Source organism: Streptomyces sp. NPDC021212 (assembly GCF_044332925.1).
Lineage (GTDB): Bacteria > Actinomycetota > Actinomycetes > Streptomycetales > Streptomycetaceae > Streptomyces.
This window is the reverse complement of sequence record NZ_JBIRPZ010000017.1, coordinates 95,424-112,143: the sequence shown is the minus strand read 5'-3', so window position 1 is coordinate 112,143 and position 16,720 is coordinate 95,424. Positions and strand designations below refer to the sequence as shown.

Annotated in this window: 15 protein-coding genes; 12 read left to right on the top strand and 3 right to left on the bottom strand. The window is 71.3% G+C overall.

Annotation, left to right across the window (positions count from 1 at the left end; translation table 11 throughout):
- The first annotated feature begins 2 nt into the window (after nt 1–2).
- The 12 genes from ACH4SI_RS35505 to ACH4SI_RS35450 all read left to right on the top strand — a co-directional run bounded on the left by ACH4SI_RS35505 (nt 3) and on the right by ACH4SI_RS35450 (nt 13,851).
- Nucleotides 3–953 carry a DnaJ C-terminal domain-containing protein gene (locus tag ACH4SI_RS35505; RefSeq protein WP_398303191.1) on the top strand — a complete coding sequence of 317 codons (951 nt, stop codon included), beginning with the start codon at nt 3–5 and terminating at the stop codon, nt 951–953.
- Entirely contained in the window at nt 950–1,357 is a 408-nt protein-coding gene (locus ACH4SI_RS35500; protein WP_398303189.1) for a chaperone modulator CbpM, read from the top strand. The genes ACH4SI_RS35505 and ACH4SI_RS35500 overlap by 4 nt, the downstream gene beginning before the upstream one ends.
- Nucleotides 1,348–3,987, top strand: coding sequence for an ATP-dependent chaperone ClpB (gene clpB / locus ACH4SI_RS35495; protein WP_398303187.1), 2,640 nt, complete (start codon nt 1,348–1,350; stop codon nt 3,985–3,987). Before ACH4SI_RS35500 ends, clpB begins: the two co-directional genes overlap by 10 nt.
- Nucleotides 3,984–4,451 (top strand): thioredoxin, encoded by a 468-nt coding sequence (gene trxA, locus ACH4SI_RS35490; RefSeq protein ID WP_398303185.1) that lies wholly within the window; start codon nt 3,984–3,986, stop codon nt 4,449–4,451. The genes clpB and trxA overlap by 4 nt, the downstream gene beginning before the upstream one ends.
- Entirely contained in the window at nt 4,448–4,711 is a 264-nt protein-coding gene (locus ACH4SI_RS35485) for a UBP-type zinc finger domain-containing protein (protein ID WP_398303183.1), read from the top strand. Before trxA ends, ACH4SI_RS35485 begins: the two co-directional genes overlap by 4 nt.
- Nucleotides 4,711–6,492 (top strand): FAD-dependent oxidoreductase, encoded by a 1,782-nt coding sequence (locus ACH4SI_RS35480; protein ID WP_398303181.1) that lies wholly within the window; start codon nt 4,711–4,713, stop codon nt 6,490–6,492. Before ACH4SI_RS35485 ends, ACH4SI_RS35480 begins: the two co-directional genes overlap by 1 nt.
- A gap of 155 nt (nt 6,493–6,647) precedes the next feature.
- Nucleotides 6,648–6,818 (top strand): hypothetical protein, encoded by a 171-nt coding sequence (locus ACH4SI_RS35475; protein WP_398303315.1) that lies wholly within the window; start codon nt 6,648–6,650, stop codon nt 6,816–6,818.
- 323 nt (nt 6,819–7,141) lie between these two features.
- Entirely contained in the window at nt 7,142–8,317 is a 1,176-nt protein-coding gene (locus ACH4SI_RS35470) for a glutathione-independent formaldehyde dehydrogenase (protein WP_398303179.1), read from the top strand.
- Between the two features lie 429 nt (nt 8,318–8,746).
- On the top strand, nt 8,747–10,303 hold the full coding sequence (locus tag ACH4SI_RS35465) for a phytoene desaturase family protein (protein WP_398303177.1): 1,557 nt from the start codon (nt 8,747–8,749) through the stop codon (nt 10,301–10,303).
- Nucleotides 10,304–10,384: 81 nt separating this feature from the next.
- Nucleotides 10,385–11,488 carry an NAD(P)H-dependent flavin oxidoreductase gene (locus ACH4SI_RS35460; RefSeq protein ID WP_398303175.1) on the top strand — a complete coding sequence of 368 codons (1,104 nt, stop codon included), beginning with the start codon at nt 10,385–10,387 and terminating at the stop codon, nt 11,486–11,488.
- Between the two features lie 24 nt (nt 11,489–11,512).
- The gene (locus tag ACH4SI_RS35455; RefSeq protein ID WP_398303305.1) at nt 11,513–13,087 is read left to right on the top strand and encodes an acyl-CoA synthetase; all 1,575 of its coding nucleotides are present in this window, start codon (nt 11,513–11,515) and stop codon (nt 13,085–13,087) included.
- A 41-nt stretch (nt 13,088–13,128) separates the two neighbouring features.
- Nucleotides 13,129–13,851 (top strand): alpha/beta fold hydrolase, encoded by a 723-nt coding sequence (locus ACH4SI_RS35450; protein ID WP_398303173.1) that lies wholly within the window; start codon nt 13,129–13,131, stop codon nt 13,849–13,851.
- A 171-nt stretch (nt 13,852–14,022) separates the two neighbouring features.
- Here ACH4SI_RS35450 and ACH4SI_RS35445 read toward each other — a convergent pair whose 3' ends face one another.
- The 3 genes from ACH4SI_RS35445 to ACH4SI_RS35435 form a co-directional block, all read right to left on the bottom strand.
- On the bottom strand, nt 14,023–14,772 hold the full coding sequence (locus ACH4SI_RS35445; RefSeq protein ID WP_398303171.1) for a class II glutamine amidotransferase: 750 nt from the start codon (nt 14,770–14,772) through the stop codon (nt 14,023–14,025).
- A 326-nt stretch (nt 14,773–15,098) separates the two neighbouring features.
- A complete protein-coding gene (locus ACH4SI_RS35440) occupies nt 15,099–16,076 on the bottom strand; it encodes an amino acid ABC transporter permease (protein WP_398303169.1) in 978 nt (325 codons plus the stop codon).
- Nucleotides 16,073–16,720, bottom strand: a complete 648-nt coding sequence (locus ACH4SI_RS35435) for an amino acid ABC transporter permease (RefSeq protein WP_398303167.1) — start codon at nt 16,718–16,720, stop codon at nt 16,073–16,075. The genes ACH4SI_RS35440 and ACH4SI_RS35435 overlap by 4 nt, the downstream gene beginning before the upstream one ends.

Here is a 16,720-nt window from a genome sequence, read left to right as displayed (position 1 = left end):
TCATGGCACAGGACTTCTACGAGGTGCTGGGCGTGTCACGGACCGCGAGCCAGGACGAGATCCAGCAGGCATATCGCAAACTCGCCCGCAAGTACCACCCCGACGTCAACAAGGGCCCGGGGGCGGAGGAACGCTTCAAGGACCTCAACGAGGCATACAGCGTCCTGTCGGATCCCAAGACCCGGGCCCGTTACGACCGCTTCGGCGAGGACTTCCGCAAGATCCCCGAGGATTTCGACGAAAGGGTCGCGGCCGGAGCGGGCAGCGGCTTCCGCACTCGGAGGACCGCGGGCGCCGGCGGCCCCCGTGTCCGGTACACCGGCTTCGGCGACGACTTCGCAGCGGAGGGTGTCGGCATCGAGGACCTGCTCGGCTCGCTCTTCGGAGCAGGCGCCGCCCCCGGCGGTGTACCGGGAGCCGACCAGGAGGCCGAGCTGCCGCTCACCGTCGAGGAGGCGTACAGGGGCGGCCGCCGCACCGTCACGCTCGCCGGTCCCACCGGGCAGCCGCGGCGGTACGAGGTCGACGTGCCGCCCGGCGTCACCGACGGGCAGCGCATCCGGCTCGCGGGCGAGGGCGGCCGGGGCAGTGGCGACGCCCCCGCGGGCGATCTGTACCTGCGGGTGCGCATCCAGCCCCACCCCCGTTTCCGGCTGGACGGTCGCGACGTCCACGTACAGGTCCTCGTCACCCCCTGGGAGGCGGCCCTGGGCGCGACCGTGCCGGTGCCCACCCCCGGCGGCGGCACGGCCAAGGTCACGGTGCCCGCAAGCTCCTCCAGCGGCCGGCGACTGCGACTGCGCGGTGAGGGCATGCCGAACCCGCGCGGTGCGAACGGCGACCTGTACGCCGAACTCCGCGTCATGGTGCCGCCCGCCCTCGGCGACCGGGAGCGCGAGCTGTTCGAGGAGCTCGCCGCCACCTCTTCGTACGACCCCAGGAGGACGCGATGAGCGACCGACCCTCATGGGCGGCGACCGGCGGCCGGGCCGCCCGGGCCGACGCGGGCGGGCGTCCCGTACGGACGAGCGCCGGTTCCACGGCCGTGCGCTACGCGCTCGTCCCCGTGCCCAGGCTTTCCCTGGACACCGTGGCCCGCCGCTCGGGTCTCCATCCCGACCTGGTCCGCCGGTTCGTCGCCCTCGGCCTGGTCGACGCCGAACGCGACGCCGCGGGGCACCTGGTGTTCGACCCCGCGGCCCCAGCGGTCCTCGCCCGCGTCCAGCGGCTGCGCTCCGGACTCTGCCTCAACTACGCATCCATCGGTCTGGTGCTCGACCTGCTCGACCGCATCAGCCTGCTCGAAGCCGCACTGCGCGACCGCGGCAGGAGGAGTGACTCACCCCCATGGACATGAACCGTCTCACCCAGAAGTCACAGGAAGCCCTCCAGGAGGCGCAGACCGCCGCCGTCCGCATGGGCCAGACCGAGGTCGACGGCGAGCACCTGCTGCTCGCGCTCCTCGACCAGGAGGACGGCCTGATCCCCCGGCTGCTGCGACAGGCGGGCAGGGAGCCCGGGGAACTCCGTGCGGCCGTGCACGACGAGTTGTCCCGCCGCCCCAGGGTCACCGGACCCGGCGCAACCCCAGGTCAGGTGTTCGTCACCCAGCGGCTCGCGCGGCTGCTGGACGCGGCCGAGCGGGAGGCCAAACGCCTCAAGGACGAGTACGTGTCCGTGGAGCACCTCCTGGTCGCCCTGGCCGAGGAGGGCTCGGCCACCGCCGCCGGACGGCTGCTCAAGGACCACGGCATCACCCGGGACTCGTTCCTGAGCGCGCTCACCCAGGTCCGCGGCAACCAGCGTGTGACCTCGGGCAACCCCGAAGTGGCGTACGAGGCCCTGGAGAAGTACGGCCGCGACCTGGTCGCCGAGGCCAGGGACGGCAAGCTCGACCCGGTCATCGGCCGTGACGCCGAGATCCGCCGCGTCACCCAGATCCTCAGCCGCAAGTCCAAGAACAACCCGGTCCTCATCGGCGACCCCGGCGTCGGCAAGACCGCCATCGTCGAGGGCCTCGCCCAGCGCATCGTCCGTGGCGACGTGCCCGAAGGGCTGCGCGACAAGACCGTGTTCGCACTCGACATGGGCTCCCTGGTGGCCGGGGCCAAGTACCGGGGCGAGTTCGAGGAACGCCTCAAGGCCGTGCTGTCCGAGGTGAAGGCCGCCCAGGGGCGCATCCTGCTCTTCGTCGACGAACTCCACACCGTCGTAGGCGCGGGCGCCGCCGAAGGAGCCATGGACGCGGGCAACATGCTCAAGCCGATGCTCGCCCGCGGCGAACTCCACATGATCGGTGCCACCACCCTCGACGAGTACCGCAAGCACATCGAGAAGGACGCCGCCCTCGAACGCCGCTTCCAGCAGGTCCTGGTCGACGAGCCGAGCGTGGAGGACACCATCTCCATCCTGCGCGGACTGCGTGAACGCCTGGAAATCTTCCACGGCGTGAAGATCCAGGACACCGCGCTGGTATCCGCGGCCACCCTCAGCCACCGCTACATCACCGACCGGTTCCTGCCCGACAAGGCCATCGACCTCGTCGACGAAGCCTGCGCCCGGCTGCGTACCGAGATCGACTCGATGCCCGCCGAACTCGACGAGATCACCCGCCGCGTCACGCGACTGGAGATCGAGGAGGCGGCCCTCTCCAAGGAGACCGACCCCGCGAGCAAAACCCGCTTGGAGGAGCTGCGCAGGGAACTCGCCGACTTGCGCGGCGAGGCCGACGCCCAACACGCCCAGTGGGAGGCCGAACGGCAGGCGATTCGCCGCGTGCAGGAGCTGCGCCAGGAACTGGAGCAGGTCCGCCACGAGGCGGAGGAGGCCGAACGCGCCTACGACCTCAACCGCGCCGCCGAACTTCGCTACGGCCGCCTCCAGGACCTGGAACGCCGACTGGCGGCCGAGGAAGAGCAACTGGCCGCCAAGCAGGGGCAGAACCGGCTGCTGCACGAGGTTGTCACCGAGGAGGAGATCGCCGACATCGTCGCCGCCTGGACCGGTATCCCCGTGACCCGCCTGAAGGAGGGTGAACGCGAGAAGCTGCTGCGCCTCGACGAGATCCTGCGCGAGCGCGTCATCGGCCAGGACGAGGCCGTCAAGCTCGTCGCCGACGCCATCATCCGCGCCCGCTCCGGCATCCGCGACCCTCGCCGTCCCATCGGCTCGTTCATCTTCCTCGGCCCCACCGGCGTCGGGAAGACGGAGCTGGCCAAGACCCTCGCGGCGGCCCTGTTCGACTCCGAGGAGAACATGGTCCGCCTCGACATGAGCGAGTACCAGGAGCGGCACACCGTCAGCCGGCTGATGGGGGCACCGCCCGGATACGTCGGCTATGAGGAGGGCGGTCAGCTCACCGAGGCCGTACGCCGCAAGCCGTACTCGGTCGTGCTGTTCGACGAGATCGAGAAGGCGCACACCGACGTCTTCAACACCCTGCTGCAGATCCTCGACGACGGCCGCATCACCGACGCCCAGGGCCGCACCGTCGACTTCCGCAACACCGTGATCATCATGACCTCCAACATCGGCTCCGAGCACCTCCTCGACGGCGCCACCGCCGAGGGAGAGATCAAGCCGGACGCCCGCGCCCTGATGATGGGCGAGCTTCGCGGGCACTTCCGCCCGGAGTTCCTCAACCGCGTCGACGACATCGTGCTGTTCAAGCCCCTCGGCGAGCGGCAGATCGAGCGGATCGTGGAGCTGCAGTTCGACGAACTGCGACGCCGCCTCGCCGAGCGTCGCATCACCGTTGAACTCACCGCGGCTGCGCGAGAGTTGATCGCCCACCAGGGCTACGACCCGGTGTACGGGGCCCGGCCGCTGCGGCGTTACATCTCCCACGAGGTCGAGACGCTGGTCGGGCGCGCCCTGCTGCGCGGCGACGTCCAGGACGGCGCGAAGGTCCGCGTCGACGCCGAGCACGGAGAGCTGGTGGTCACCTACGACCAGCCTGAGGACGTGAGGGAAGTGAAGGCGGCATGAGTACCGTGCAGGCCACCAACGTCACCTGCCCGCACTGCGGGCGCACCAACCGGGTGCCCGTGGCCGCCGAGGGCCGCCCCACGTGCGGCAACTGCAAACAGCCTCTGCCGTGGATGGCCGACGCGGGCGACGACGACTTCACCGAGGTCGTCGAGCAGGCCACCGTGCCCGTCGTCGTCGACCTGTGGGCCACCTGGTGCGGTCCCTGCCGCATGGTGAGCCCCGCGCTGCAGAAGGTCGCCGCCGATCTCGCGGGAAAGATCAAGCTGGTCAAGGTCGACATCGACAAGAACCCGCGCCTGGCGCGGCGGTTCGAGGTCCAGGCGGTACCGACACTGTTGGTCCTCGACAAAGGACAGACCATCGCCCGGCAGGCGGGTGCCGCACCTGCCCCTGCCCTGCGGCGGTGGGTGGAGCAGTCGATCGCGGGCCGCGAACCGGCCGGGAAGGGTGATCAGCCATGACCGCACGAACCGACCCCCACCTCGCGCTGGTCCGGCCGGTCCAGCCACTGACCCCCGAAGGGTGTCAGGAGTGTCTGCTGCTCGGCTCCCCGTGGGTCCACTTGAGGCTCTGCCTGACCTGCGGCCACGTCGGCTGCTGCGATTCCTCGCCGAACCGGCACGCGCGCCGTCACGCCGCCGCCGACGGCCATCCGATCGCGGCGTCGCTGGAGCCCGGCGAGGACTGGCGGTGGTGCTTCGTCCACGAGGCGTTCGCGTGATGTCCGGCGACGAGACGCGGCCAAGCGCAACGCCGGTGCCGGACGAGGCGGAGGAGAGCGTCCCCTTCGAGACCGCCGACATCTACGGCGCCTATCCCCGCCTGCCGGAGGACCAGTTGGCCCGCCTGGCGCAGCGTGGCCGGCGGCGCGCAGTCGACGCCGGTGATGTGCTGATCCGGGAGGGGGAGCGGTGCGAGACGTTCTACGTCGTCCTCAGTGGCTCGGTCGCCATCGTCGAGGGCTACGGCACGCCCGCCGAACGTCTGCTGCGTGTGCACGGCCCCGGCCGCTTCATCGGCGAACTCGGCCTCCTCAACGGGCAGGTGGCCTTCTACACCGCTACGGTCAGGGACCCCGGTGAGATCCTCGCCCTGTCCATGGATCAGCTGCGTGACCTGGTGACCCGGGACTCCGTCCTTGGCGATCTGGTGCTGCGCGCCTGCCTCGGCCGCCGTGCCCTGCTCGTCGGGCAGGGCGCCGGTTTCCGCATCGTCGGCTCGCGCTATTCGCCCGACACCCGGCGGCTGCGTGAGTTCGCCGCCCGCAACCGGCTGCCGTACCGCTGGATCGATCTGGAGACGGACGAGGAGGCCGAGGAGCTGCTGCGCCGCTTCGCGGTCGGTCCGGAGCAGACACCGCTGGTGATATGGCGTGACACGACCCTGCTGCGCAATCCGAGCAACGCCGAACTGGCCCGGTTGATCGGCTTGCCGCACCTGCCATCGGGCAACGGCCGCGGCGATCTCCTCATCGTCGGCTCCGGTCCGGCCGGTCTCGCCGCCGCGGTGAACGCCGCCTCGGAGGGCCTCGGCACGACCCTGGTCGAGGCGTTGGCCACCGGTGGCCAGGCCGGGACGTCGTCCCGCATCGAGAATCTGCTCGGCTTCCCCTCCGGCATCTCCGGCGCCGAACTCACCGACCGCGCCGTGCTCCAGGCCGACAGGTTCGGCGCCCGGATCAGCGTCCCGGCGGAGGCGGCCCGTCTCGAACCGCGGGACGGCCACTACGCCGTCGCGTTCGCCGACGGCAGCGAGATCACCGCCCGCGCCGTCGTCCTGGCCACCGGCGCCCGCTACCGCCGCCTCCAAGTGCCCGGCATCGAACGCCTGGAGGGAACGAGCGTCCACTACTCGGCGACCGTATACGAAGCCCAGCAGTGCCGCACCGACCCGGTGGCCGTCGTCGGGGGCGGCAACTCCGCGGGCCAGGCCGTACTCTTCCTGGCCGGGTACGCACCGCAGGTACATCTGCTCGTCCGTGGGCCGAACCTCGAGGCGCACATGTCCCGCTACCTGATCGATCAGGTCGAGCGCCACCCGCGGGTGCGCGTCCTGCTGCACACCGAGGTGACCGAGGCACTCGGCGACAAAACGCTGGAGGCCGTCGACGTGGTCGACCACCGTACGGGCGAGCACCACCAGCTCACGGTGCGGGCCCTGTTCGTCTTCACCGGCGCCGTCCCCCACACCGAGTGGCTGTCCGGCGCGCTCGCCCTCGACGCGCGCGGCTTCGTGCTCACCGGCGCGGAGGCGCAGGCCTGCTCCGTCCCCGGACTGTGGCAGAGCCAGGGCCGCGACTGCCTGACGTTGGAGACCAGCCTGCCTGGCGTCTTCGCCGCCGGCGACGTCCGCAGCGGCTCGGTGAAACGCGTGGCCTCCGCGGCCGGTGAAGGCGCGATGAGCATCCACTTCGTGCACCGCTACCTGGACCACACGGCAGCGCCCGGCGGCAGTGACAGCTCTCCGCACACCCGTCCGAAGGAGTCCGCTTGGCTCGCATGACACCCAGCGGGCGTTGCCGGAGGTTGACGTGGCCCATCCCGCCCACCAGCCGCCCCGACGCCGGGCAGGACGTAGCGCTCCGCCTCGCACGAAGCGGGGTGGTCGGTGGCGCGGCGTGGGGTGCGCGCCGGGGCGATGCCTGAGCAGGCTTCGCGGTGGCGGACGCCGAGGAGTACGTGACGCTGGCCTGGTTCGTCGCTTCGGTCGCCACCGTGGGCGGCGCGCTGGGATCAGGCTTGGAGAGCGACGAGGCGATCCGGGCAGCCGCCTACTCCAAGCGCGAACAGGAACGTCGCCACAGGCTCCAGGACGACCACGGTGACTGACCGGGGGCCGAGTCGGAGATACGTCGATGACCGGTGGTCGCCCGGATGGGCAAATTTTGACGATTGATGCGCTCGTGCCCGTTTCGCGTCGAGGGTCGGCGGGGACCCGGACGGCACGCCGCCGGAGCGCCCGGTGCTCCGCGTCGCAAGCCACCGGCGGCGCCGTTGCACCTGATCCGGGTGAACGACCCGCAGAGGCATGCCGGAGCCACGGACCGCGTTCCGCCGAGCCCCACGCGTTCAACTCTCGGGAGTGAGGCGCTTCGCGCCGTCTCCGTCACCGCCGTGGTGCGGTCATGCCGCGACATCAAGGGATGGCCATCATGAAAGCAGCGGTATACCAGGGCCCGCGAACGGTCGCGGTGAAGGACGTACCGGACGCGAAGATCGAGCACCCCTGCGACATCATCGTCAAGATCACCACCACCAATATCTGTGGTTCTGACCTGCACATGTACGAGGGCCGCACCTCGTTCGAGCCCGGCCGCACGCTGGGACACGAGAACCTGGGCCAGGTCGTGGAGGTCGGCTCGGCCGTGCGCAAGGTCCAGGTCGGCGAGTATGTGGTTCTGCCCTTCAACATCGCCTGCGGCTTCTGCAAGCAGTGCGAGCGGGGGCTGACCAACTACTGCCTCACCATGCAGCCGGAACCGGCCCTCGGGGGAGCCGCCTACGGATTCGCCGACATGGGCCCCTACCAGGGCGGCCAGGCGGAACTGCTGCGCGTGCCCTACGGCGACTTCAACGCGCTGCGCCTGGGGGAGGACGCCGCCGAGCGGCAGACCGACTACGTGATGCTCGCCGACATCTTCCCCACCGGCTATCACGCCACGGAGATGGCCAACGTCAAACCGGGTGACCGGACGATCGTCTTCGGGGCCGGTCCCGTCGGGCTGATGGCGACCTACTCCGCCCTGCTCAAGGGCGCCGGCACCGTCTGGGTGGCCGACCACCAGCCCGACCGGCTGCGCAAGGCGGAGGAGCTCGGGGCCGTCCCGATCAACATCGCCGAGCAGGACCCGGCGGAGGTCGTCAAGGAGGCCACTCTCGGTCTGGGCGCCGACAATGGCTGTGAGTGCGTCGGCTATCAGGCACACGACTCCGAGGGAGAAGAGGACGCCAGCCTCACGCTCAACAGCTTGATCGACTCGGTCAGGTTCACGGGCGACATCGGCGTGGTGGGCGTGTTCCTGCCCGAGGATCCCGGCGGCGCGGAGGCCCAGGGGGAGCTGGAGGCGCAGGGAAAGATCCCGATCGACTTCGGCATGATGTGGTTCAAGGGCCAGCGCATGGGCACGGGGCAGGCGCCGGTGAAGAAGTACAACCGGGCGCTGCGGGATCTGATCGCCGGCGGGAAGGCGAAGCCGAGCTTCGTCGTCTCGCACGAGCTCAGCCTGGACGAGGCCCCCACCGCCTATGAGCACTTCGACGACCGCGACGAGGGCTGGACCAAGGTGGTCCTGCATCCCAACGGACACGGGAACGGCAGCAAGCGATAGGAACCCGAGGGCCGCCACCCGTCTGTCTCCCCCGGACCAGTCCGGGTGACGGGTGGCAATCGCCCTGATTCCGGCAGCGGCTGAACCAGGTATCGAGCTTGACCGCATCGGCGCGGTCGGCCCCCGCGTACAGCGGCTGGTCGCGGAGCGACGCGTGGGGCGGGGTGGGGGGCGCGGGTGCCGGGACGTAGGGGAGCGTGGGTGGCCGTGAGTGGGTCGGGTCTTGCGGTTGTACAGCATGACCACCGGGTCGGTCGAGACGGTCCAGACGCCGGGCAGCAGCTCGGCCCAGCCAGGGAGGTGGCTCCGCGGCGGGACCCGTCGACGAGCTGGTCGTACGCGGCCGGACGCTGCGCCGGATCATGACGCGGCCGTGGCGGACCGGGCCGGGTGGTGGCCGGAGCGATCAGCCCGTGCTACCCAGAGGGCATGTCTGTACGCGATGCCTACGACGTCGTCATCGTCGGCGGCGGCCACAACGCCCTGGTCGCCGCCGCCTATCTGGGCCGGGCGGGACGTAGCGTGCGGGTGCTGGAGCGGCTCGGCCACACCGGCGGCGCGGCCGTGTCCACGCGGCCCTTCCCCGGGGTGGACGCCCGGCTCTCGCGCTATTCGTACCTGGTCAGCCTGCTGCCCCGGCGCATCGTCGACGACCTGGGCCTGCGGTTCGCGGTGCGCAAGCGGTCCGTCTCCTCGTACACCCCCGCCGTCCGCGGCGGGCGGGCGACCGGGCTGCTGGTGGAGACCGGCGCCGGGGCCCGGACCCGGGAGGCGTTCGCGCGGCTGACCGGCGGGGAGCGGGAGTACGCGGCCTGGGAGCGGTTCTACGGGATGACGGGGCGGGTCGCCGAGCGGGTGTTCCCGACGCTGACCGAGCCGCTGCCCGACCGGGACGCGCTGCGGGCCCGGATCGGGGACGAGGCGGCGTGGGAGGCGCTGTTCGAGCGGCCCCTGGGGGAGGCGGTCGAGGCGGCGTTCGAGGACGACCTGGTGCGGGGCGTGGTGCTCACCGACGCGCTGATCGGTACGTTCGCCGCCGCCCATGACCCCTCGCTGCGGCAGAACCGCTGCTTCCTCTACCACGTGATCGGCGGCGGCACCGGCGACTGGGACGTCCCCGTGGGCGGCATGGGCGCGCTCACCGACGCGCTCGCCCAAGCCGCCCGACTGGCGGGCGCGCGGATCGCGACCGGCTGTGAGGTGACGGGGATCGCCACCGACGGGACGTCGGCCGAGGTGCGTTACGAGGACCGGGACGGCGAGCACGTCGTGGGCGCCCGTCATGTGCTGGTCGGGGCCGCCCCGCGCGAGCTTTCGCGGCTGCTCGGCGAGGAGCCGCCCGCCCCGCCCGCCGAGGGCGCGCAGCTGAAGGTGAACATGCTGCTGCGGCGGCTGCCCGCGCTGCGGGACCCCGAGACGGACCCGCGCGAGGCGTTCGCCGGGACGTTCCACATCGCCGAGGGCTACGGCGAGTTGGAGGCGGCGTACCGGCAGGCCGCCGCGGGGGAGCTGCCGCGGCGGCCGCCGTCGGAGATCTACTGCCACTCGCTGACCGACCCGTCGATCCTCGGCCCGGACCTGGCCGCGCGGGGCTACCAGACCCTGACCCTGTTCGGGCTGCACACCCCCGCCCGGCTGTTCGTGGGCGACCCCGAGGGGGCCCGGGAGGCCCTGTTGAGTGACACCCTCGCCCAGCTCGACGCCCAGCTCGCCGAGCCGATCGCCGACTGCCTCGCGTACGACGCCGACGGCAGGCCGTGCGTCGAGGCGAAGAGCCCGCTGGACCTGGACCGCGAACTGCGGCTGCCGGGCGGGAACATCTTCCACCGGGAGCTGGCCTTCCCGTACGCCCAGGAGGGTACCGGCCGCTGGGGCGTGGAGACGCGCCACGCCAATGTGCTGCTGTGCGGCGCGGGTGCGGTGCGCGGCGGCGGGGTCAGCGGGATCCCCGGCCACAACGCGGCGATGGCGGTGCTGGGGGAGTAGGACCGCGGTGCGGCCGAAAAATCTGACGGGACGTCAGAAAAACTCTTCCGCTCCCCGGCGCCCTGCGGCATCCTGCCCCGCATGAAGACGGAGCTGAGCACAAGGCTGGGTGTCGAGCACGCCATCTTCGGCTTCACGCCGTTCCCCGCCGTGGCCGCGGCGATCACCAGGGCCGGCGGGTTCGGCGTGCTCGGCGCGGTCCGCTACGCCGCGGGCGAGGACCTCGCCCGCGACCTGGACTGGATGCAGGAGCACACCGACGGCAAACCGTACGGCCTCGACGTCGTGATGCCCGCGAAGAAGGTCGAGGGGGTGAGCGAGGCCGACATCGAGGCGATGATCCCGCAGGAGCACCGCGCGTTCGTCCAGGAGACCCTGGCCAAGCACGGGGTGCCCGAGCTGGCCGAGGGCGAGGCGTCCGGCTGGCGGATCACCGGCTGGCTGGAGCAGGTCGCCCGCAGCCAGCTCGACGTCGCGTTCGACTATCCCGTCAAGCTGCTGGCCAACGCGCTCGGTTCGCCGCCCGCCGATGTCGTCGCCCGCGCCCACGACCACGGCATCCTCGTCGCCGCGCTGGCCGGAAGTGCCCGCCACGCCCGTCACCACCAGGACGCGGGCCTGGACGTCGTCGTCGCCCAGGGCTACGAGGCGGGTGGCCACACCGGCGAGATCGCCTCCATGGTGCTCACCCCCGAGGTCGTCGAGGCCGTCGATCCGCTGCCCGTGCTCGCCGCGGGCGGCATCGGCAGCGGCGAACAGATCGCCGCCGGGCTCGCGCTCGGCGCCCAGGGGGTGTGGCTCGGCTCGATCTGGCTCACCACCGAGGAGGCCGAGCTGCATTCGGCCGCGCTCACCGCCAAGCTCCTCGCCGCCGGATCCGGCGACACCGTGCGCTCCCGCGCCCTCACCGGCAAGCCCGCCCGCCAGCTGCGCACGGCGTGGACGGACGCCTGGGACGACCCCCAGGGGCCGGGGACCCTGCCGATGCCTCTCCAGGGGCTGCTGGTCGCCGAGGCCGTCTCGCGCATCCAGAAGTACGAGGTGGAGCCGCTGCTCGGCAGCCCGGTCGGGCAGATCGTCGGCCGGATGAACTCCACCCGTAGCGTGCAGGCCGTCTTCGACGACCTGACCCGGGGCTTCGAACGCGCCATCGACCGCGTCAACCGCATTGCCGGACGGGGCTGAGGAGGCCGACGACCGATGACTTCCATGACCAGCGACCCGAACCGCACCATCCCCGTCGGCTTCTGGGCCCAGGCCGGACACGAACCCGACCGCGTCGTCCTCGTCGCCCCCGACGGCGAGGAATGGACCGCCGCCCGGCTGCACGCCGCGTGCAACCAGCTCGTCGGCGGGCTGCGCGCCGCCGGGCTCCGGCGCGGCGACGCCTTCGCCGTCGTCCTCCCCAACGGGGTCGCGTTCTTCACCGCCGCGCTCGCCGCCACCCAGGCCGGGCTCTACCTGGTGCCCGTCAACCACCACCTGGTCGGCCCCGAGATCGCCTGGATCGTCTCCGACTCGGGCGCCAAGGTGCTGATCGCCCACGAACGCTTCGGCGCCCAGGCCGCCCTGGCCGCCGACGAGGCCGGGCTGCCCGTCACCCATCGCTACGCGGTCGGTGACGTGGAGGGCTTCCGCCCGTACGCCGAACTCCTCCAGGGACAGTCCCCGGACCCGCCCACCGACCGCGAACTGGGCTGGGTCATGAACTACACCTCCGGTACGACGGGACGCCCACGCGGCATCCGGCGCCCGCTGACCGGAAAGCTCCCCGAGGAAAGCCCTCTCGGCGGCTTCCTGCGCTTCTTCGGCATCCGGCCCCGCGCCGAGGAGCCCGACCACATCCACCTGGTGTGCTCACCGCTCTACCACACGGCCGTCCTGCAGTTCGCGTCCTCGTCCCTGCACATCGGCCACCCCCTGGTGCTCATGGACAAGTGGACGCCCCAGGAGATGCTGCGGCTCATCGAGACCTACCACTGCACCCACACCCACATGGTGCCCACGCAGTTCCACCGGCTGCTCGCCCTCCCCGAGGAGTTACGTACGTCCTACGACGTCTCCTCCATGCGCCACGCCATCCACGGCGCCGCGCCCTGCCCGGACCACGTCAAACGCGCCATGATCGACTGGTGGGGCGGCTGCGTCGAGGAGTACTACGCGGCGAGCGAGGGCGGCGGCACCTTCGCCACCGCCCAGGACTGGCTGAAGAAGCCGGGAACGGTCGGCAAGCCGTGGCCCATCAGCGAAATCGCCATCTTCGACGACGACGGACGGAAGCTGCCGCCCGGCGAACTCGGCACCGTCTACATGAAGATGAGCACCGGCGGCTTCAGCTACCACAAGGACGAGGGCAAGACCCGCAAGAACCGCATCGGGGAGTACTTCACCGTCGGCGACCTCGGTCTCGTCGACGACGACGGTTATCTCTACCTCCGCGACCGCAAGATCGACATGATCATCTCGGGCGGGGTCAACGTCTACCCGGCCGAAATCGAGTCCGCGCTGCTCACCCACCCCGCCGTCGCCGACGCCGCCGCCTTCGGCATCCCGCACGACGACTGGGGCGAGGAGGTCAAGGCGGTCGTGGAGCCCGCGGCGGGCCACACCCCAGGACCGGAGCTGGCGGCCGCCATCCTCGACCACTGTGCGCTGCGGCTCGCGGGCTACAAGCGCCCCAAGTCCGTCGACTTCATCGCGGAGATGCCCCGCGACCCCAACGGCAAGCTCTACAAACGGCGGCTCCGGGAGCCCTACTGGGACGGACATGAGCGACCCGTGTGACGGGGGGTGACACGAGCAGTTCCGGCCGTATCCTCGGCCCTATGCACACACTTGACAGTGTCGAGGTGGACGGGGTCGAGCTGACGTACCGGGTGTGGGGCACTGCGGGCGATCCGCCGGTCCTGCTGCTCCACGGTCTCGGCGAGGGCGGTGTCGACTGGCTCGCCATAGCGCCCCACCTCGCCGCCGGCCGCCGGGTGTACGCGCTCGACCTGCGCGGACACGGTTCCAGCGACTGGCCGGGGGACTACGCCCTGGAGCGGCAGCGGGACGAGGTCGCCGGGTTCCTCGGGGCGCTCGGGCTGGACCGCGTCACGCTCATCGGGCATTCCTACGGCGGCGTCGTCGCGTATCTCTTCGCCCAGCGGTTCCCGGGGCGGGTGGAGCGGCTGGTGATCGAGGACGCCCCGCCGCTGTTGCCCCAGGACCCGCCACTGGAGGTGCCCCCGCGCCCGGCGGGCCGGCTGGTCTTCGACTGGGCCGTGAAGACGCAGTTCACCGAGCAGCGCAACGCCCCCGATCCGCGCTGGACCGAGGAGCTCGCGGCCATCACCGCGCCGACCCTGGTGATAGGCGGCGGGCCGAGCAGCCACATTCCGCAGGAGCTGCTGGCCGAGCTGGCGGACCGGATACCCGACTGCCGCCTGGTCACCATCGACGCGGGTCATCTGGTCCACCAGACCCGGCCCGCGGAGTTCCTGGCGGCGATCGGCGGCTTTCTGGAGGGGGCGTCCGGACCGGACGCCCCGACCGGAGACGGGTGACCGGAAGACGGTCCGGCCGCCGTCGAGCACGGCGAACTGTCCGCCAACTGGTCGGCCTCCTGCCGACAGCCGGTCGGTATCGGCCCTGGCCCAGCACGATGGCCGCACCTTGAGGCCGCGTCGGATCCGGCGCGAAGGGCTCGGAGTGGCTCGTATCGCTTGCGGAACCCCTCAGGGGTGTACCACGGTCGACAGGTCGTGGCGGCGGACCTCCAGGACATGTCCCTCGGGCAGCGTGGACCACAGCGGCGCATCCTGCGGCCAGCCGGTGGACGCGATGACCACGGAGTCCGCGCCGCGGCGGTAGTTGAGTGCGAAGAAGCCCTCACCGCGCCGCCGGATCACGTCGGAGTGCGGATCGTGCGCGGTGTAGGCATAGAGCGCGGCCGGGGTGAGGAGCAGGCAGTTGAGACTGGCGAAGCGGGTGGCCAGAGCCCGTATGTCGGCCGCGGTGGCCAGGATGGCCTTTGGAGGCTCCATGCCCTCGTCGATGCGGCGTCGGACGGCGAGGTAGAAGCGCTCGCTGTCGGTATCGCCCCCGGCGCCGGCCAGCAGGTCATCGCCGAGCACGTCGTCCAGGCAGGAGACCGGGGAGAAGTCGCCGTTGTGCGCGAAGGCCACCCGCGTGTCTCCGAAGGGGTGGGTGTTTTCGGGGCGCAGCGCCAGTCCCGGGCTCGCCATGCGCAGGTGGAGCAGGGCCGCGTCGGTGGTCGCCGTGCCCAGGGTGTCCTGGAGGCGGTCGCTCGTGTCCGCGGGAGCGGGCTCCTTGACGGATGCGACGGTCCCGTCCGGGGTGAGTGACGCGACGCCCCATCCGTCGCCATGCTCGCAGGCCAGGGCGAGGAAAGGGGTGAGGTCCCCGGCCAGCAGTTCGCTCAGAGGGGCGGTCTTCCGGGAGACGACGCCGAGCAGTCGACACATGGTGATGCGCCTCGTTTCTTGGGAGTTCCCGTCGGGGGGGGGAGGAGAGGAGGAGAAGGGAACAGACTGTCCATGAGGCGTGGCGAGCGTCATGTGCCACACGGTGTGACATATCGTGTGACCTTTGGCATGCCATGGCGCGGTGCGTCACGGCGTGGACGGACCGCGGACAGACTGGAACGGCCGTTGGCGCGTGGGGTTCGGGCACGGGGAGGCCACGCGCCAACGGCCGGGCGCGGGGAGGGCGCCGGGGAGAACAAGGGCTCAGGAGCGGGTGGGCCGGGCGGTGGCCGGGGACGCCCCGATCGTGCCCGCCCGGGCCCGGCTCACGGAGTGTCGGCGTCGGTGGCACGGGACGCGCGATGCGCGGACGCCGTTCCACGGGGCCGGCCGGTCCGCCGTTCGAGTCGTCCCGCCGCGGCCGCCAGCGCGGAGTTGACCAGCACGTACACCAGCGCCACCACCAGGAAGCTCTGCACGATGGTGTGGTTGTACTCGCCGAGCACCTTGGCGGAGTTGAGCAGTTCCAGGAAGCTGACGATGTACCCGAGCGTGCTGTCCTTCAGCAGCCGGACGAGCTGACTGACGAGTGAGGGAGCGGTCTGGCGGATCGCCTGCGGGAGGACCACCAGGCGCATGGCCGGCCAATACCCCAGACCCAGCGCGTACGCCGCCTCCGTCTGCCCGGGGGGCAGCGCCCGCACTCCGGCGCGGAAGATCTCCGCGAACACCGCCGCGTTGGTGAGCACGATGGGCCACACCAACTGCCAGAACAGCGGCATCCGCACAACGCTGCTGGGCAGCCCGAGCAGGAACGCGTAGACGAGCAGCAACAGTGGTACGGCGCGCAGCACCTCGACGTAAGCCGCCGAGGGCCAGCGCAACAGGCGGGTGCGGGACAGCCGGCCGAGTGCCAGCAGCGCGCCGAACGGCAGCGCCAGGGCCGCGCTGGCCAGGGTGACCTGGACGGTCGCCCACAAGCCGCCGAGCAGATAGCGGATCACCGGGGGCTGCAAGAACAGGCTCCACTTGTCCGCGTCGAGCTGACCGCGCACCGCGAACTGATACACCACCCCGGCGAACAGCAGGGTCAGCACGGCCAGTGACACGGTGGTGGCGACGGCGATCCGCCTGCGGCCGCGCGGACCCGGGGGGTCGAACAGATCGTCGTCGCCCCCTGCCATCGAGGACAGACGGGTCCACCAGGTCGGACGCCGCGGGACCGTTGCCGTGCCGGCGGAGGAGACGGCTGCGCGGACCGGTTCCGCGGTCACCGTGGACGATCCGGAGGCGGTCTGCTTCATCGCTGCACCACCAGTTTGCGTTCGAGGCGCGCCGCGGCCTGCCCGATCAGCGCTGTGAGCGCGACGTAACAGACGGCGGCCGCGCCGAAGGTGACGAGGGGCTGTGCGTACTGCTGGTCCAGCAACTGCGTCTGCCCGGTCAGTTCCTGCGTCACACCGACGGCCGCGGCGAGCGAGGAGTTGAGCGTGACGGCGATGAGCAGCGAGGCCAGAGGCTGCACCATGGACCGCAGGGACTGCGGGAAGACGACGAACCGCAGGACCTGGCCGAAGGTCAGGCCGACTGCCCGGGCCGCCTCGATCTGGCCCTTCGGTACCGCCCGCACACCCGACCGGACGACCTCGCAGAAGAACGCGGCCCAGTACAGGCTCATCGCCGTCACCGCGGTCCAGAACAGCGAGTAGACGAGTCCGGCCTCCGGCAGCCCGAAGACGAACAGAGTCAGCAGCACCAGCAGCGGAACACTGCGCAGCGTCCCGACGTAGACCCGGCCGAACACCCGTAGCGGGATCACCGGGCTGATCCGGCAGACGGCGAGCACCACGCCGAGCAGGCTCGCGAGGACGAACGTGAGGCCGCTCAGCTCCAGGGAGACCAGCAGGCCGTTTCCGTACACATCGAGGTGGGAGAAAATCAGGCCCAT